This window comes from Arhodomonas sp. KWT (assembly GCF_010993615.1).
Genome location: NZ_WNXE01000291.1, coordinates 1 through 2511 on the forward strand (window position 1 = coordinate 1; position 2511 = coordinate 2511).

General features: G+C 69.8%; 3 protein-coding genes. All 3 read left to right on the forward strand.

Translation table 11 applies throughout. The annotated features are described in order from the left end of the window. The coding region (gene dnaQ, locus G7A99_RS18015; protein WP_163142762.1) for a DNA polymerase III subunit epsilon at nucleotides 1–659 on the forward strand (659 nt) is incomplete at its 5' end. Next, a complete protein-coding gene (locus G7A99_RS18020) occupies nucleotides 656–1387 on the forward strand; it encodes an HAD family hydrolase (RefSeq protein WP_018718433.1) in 732 nt (243 codons plus the stop codon). The genes dnaQ and G7A99_RS18020, both read left to right, overlap by 4 nt. Nucleotides 1388–1396: 9 nt before the next feature. Continuing rightward, a complete protein-coding gene (locus G7A99_RS18025; protein WP_205599906.1) occupies nucleotides 1397–2395 on the forward strand; it encodes a DUF523 and DUF1722 domain-containing protein in 999 nt (332 codons plus the stop codon). Nucleotides 2396–2511: the final 116 nt, after the last annotated feature.

Sequence of the window (2511 nt, forward strand, 5' to 3'; positions counted from 1 at the left end):
TGAACTACCGCCGGCCCACCGGCCGGACCTTTCACTACTACCTCAACCCGGATCGTGAGGTGGACGCCGGTGCGCAGGAAGTGCACGGCATCACCAACGAGTTCCTCGCGGACAAACCGCGCTTCGAGGACGTCGCGCAGGCGTTCATCGAGTTCATCCGGGACTCGCAGCTCGTCATCCACAACGCGCCGTTCGACGTGGGTTTCATCGACTACGAGCTTTCCCGGCTCGGCGAGGCGTGGGGCCGAACGGCGGACTATGCCGATGTGCTGGACACCCTGGTGATGGCGCGGGACATGCACCCGGGCCAGCGCAACTCCCTGGACGCCCTGTGCAAGCGCTACGACATCGACAACAGCGGCCGCGAGCTCCACGGGGCGCTGCTCGACGCGCAGATCCTCGCCGAGGTCTACCTCGCCATGACCGGCGGTCAGACGGCGCTGTCGCTGGCCCGCCAGGGCAGTGAGGGCGAGGGCGGCGAGGATTATGAGCGGATCCGCCGCCTGCCTGCGGATCGGCCCCGGCTCGCTGTCGTCCAGCCCGACGCGGACGAGCTGGCCCGCCACGAGGCGTGGCTGGAGCGCCTGGACGGCGCCGCGGGTGGCGAGTGCCTGTGGCGGCACATGGAGGCCGAACCGGTGGCGGAGGAGGGTGAATGAGCCTGCAACTCGCCGCGCCGGTCACCGCGGTCACCTTCGACCTCGACTACACCCTCTGGGACCTCGCCGGGGTGATCGAGCACGCCGAGGAGGTCGCGTATGCCTACCTGGATGCCAACTACCCGGCGGTGACCGCCGCGCTCTCGCCGGAGGCCGTCCTCGCGCTGCGCAGCGAGGTCGTGGCGGACCGCCCGGAGATCGCCCACGACGTCTCCGCGATGCGCCGGGAGGCATTCCGGCGTGCCGGGACACGGGCTGGGTACAGTGCCGCGGAGGTGGAGACGCTGGTGGAGGACACCTTCCACGTGTTCGTCGATGCCCGCCACGACATAGTGCTCTTTGACGACGCAGTCCCGGTGCTGGAGTGGCTGCGTGCCCGCGGTGTGCGCCTGGGTGCGCTCACCAACGGCAACGCGGACATCCGCCGCCTGCGCATGGACGGTTATTTCGACTTCGCCCTGGCGGCGGTGGACGTCGGCGCGGCCAAGCCCTCGCACCTGGTCTTCGAGGCCGCGCGGGGCCACGCCGGCGTGTCCATGGGCGAGATCGTGCACGTGGGTGACGATCCGCACAGCGATGTCATTGGTGCGGCGGCGGCGGGCATGCAGCCCGTCTGGCTTAATCGCGACGGCGGGGCGTGGCCGGCGGAGGCGCCGGCGCAGCCGCCGTGCGTCGAGATGGATTCCCTGTGGGCGCTGAGGGACGCCCTCGCGCCGCTGATCGAGTGAGGCGCAGTGATGAGCACGGCCAGCACTGCCCAGGCGACCAGCACCTCGCCCCCGGATACCGAGGCCGCCCCGATCCGGGTCGGCGTGAGCGCCTGCCTGCTCGGTGAGCAGGTGCGCTTCGACTCCGGGCACAAGCGCGACCGCTTCGTCGCCGACGTCCTCGCGGACTACTTCGAGCTCATCCCGGTCTGCCCGGAGGTGGCCATCGGGCTGGGAACCCCGCGGCCGCCGATCCGCCTCGTGGGGGATCCCGACTCGCCCCGGGCCGTGGGCACGCGGGATGCCGGCAAGGACGTCACGACCGACCTCGCCGACTACGGCCGCACCATGGCGCGGCGGCTCGAGGGCATTAGCGGCTACATCCTCAAGAGCAAGTCGCCGAGCTGTGGCATGGAGCGGGTCAAGGTCTACACCGACACCGGCCATCCCGCCGGCAGCGGCACCGGCATCTACGCCGCCGAGATCATGCGTGCCAACCCCATGCTCCCGGTGGAGGAGGAGGGCCGGCTCAATGACCCGGTACTGCGCGAGAACTTCATCGGCCGGCTGTACGCCTATCACCGCTGGCAGTGCCTGATGGCGGAGGGCATTACCCCCGAGGCGCTGGTGGACTTCCACACCCGTCACAAGCTCATCCTCATGTCCCACAGCCCCGAGCGCCTGCGCGAGCTCGGGCGGCTCGTGGCGCGGGCGGGCAGCGAACCGGTGGAGCCGCTGGCCGAGGCCTACGGCGAGGCGTTCATGGCGACGCTGCACCATCGTGCCACGCGCCGCCGGCACACCAACGTGCTCCAGCACCTCATGGGCTACCTCAAGGACCACCTCGATGGCGACGACAAGGCCGAGCTGCTGGAGCTGATCGAGGACTACCGCATCGGCCGGGTGCCGCTGATCGTGCCCGTCACCCTGATCAAGCACCACTTCCGCCGGCATCCGGAGCCGTACATCGACCGCCAGCTCTACCTGCACTGGCAGCCTGCCGGGCTGTCGCTGTGGAATCACATCTGAGGGACAGCGCCCATGAGTGCACGCCGTTTCGGACTCATCGTCATCGGTGACGAACTGCTCTCCGGCAAGCGCCGCGACAAGCACTTCCCCAAGCTCGTGGAGCTGCTCGGCGCGCG

Bases quoted from the DNA above. Each gene is read 5' to 3' on its own strand.
- G7A99_RS18025 (WP_205599906.1), top strand. From the start codon at position 1,397: ATGAGCACGGCCAGCACTGCCCAGGCGACCAGCACCTCGCCCCCGGAT.
- G7A99_RS18020 (WP_018718433.1), top strand. From the start codon at position 656: ATGAGCCTGCAACTCGCCGCGCCGGTCACCGCGGTCACCTTCGACCTC.